Below are 454 nucleotides of genomic sequence, written 5' to 3'. Positions count from 1 at the left end.
GGCCGAGCCTGTCCCGCCACTGACACCCTCACCCTATCTGCCCGCCTCCCGGTCCTTCGTCAACTTCTGCTATATTAGGCCGGAAGCCGTGGAGGAGTACGCCTCTTTGGACGAACAGACCCGTCAGGAGATAGCCAGGCTCCACGAGAGTGTGGCGGGCCTGAACGAGGCCCCCCAACTCCTCAACCGCGATGCCATGTGGGGGGCCAAGATGCGCGCCCCCTGGCTCCTCTTCAAGGCCCCGCGCAGCCAGGCCCGCCAGGCCGGTTTCGACCGCTACAAGGCGCTGCATGGCCAGGGGCTGGACGCCTACGCCAGCTGGGGCCTATGCTATGACAAGTGGGGTTCGACCAAGCCCGCCTCCATGGGTTGGGAGCGGACCATGTGCCGGGAATCGCCGGAGGTCGAGGGTTTGCGCCGGAAGTTCCCCAGCACCTACGAATTCTATAAGTGG

At 65.2% G+C, this 454-nt stretch carries 1 protein-coding gene; it reads left to right on the top strand.

What is annotated here, in order from left to right:
- On the top strand, window positions 1-454 hold a 454-nt coding region (locus CRD59_RS07620), incomplete at both ends, for a 4-alpha-glucanotransferase (RefSeq protein WP_201736591.1).

Source organism: Bifidobacterium xylocopae (genome assembly GCF_003315615.1).
Taxonomy (GTDB): domain Bacteria; phylum Actinomycetota; class Actinomycetes; order Actinomycetales; family Bifidobacteriaceae; genus Bombiscardovia; species Bombiscardovia xylocopae.
Note: the sequence above shows the minus strand (reverse complement) of the source record. Positions and strands in the feature narration are given on the sequence as shown.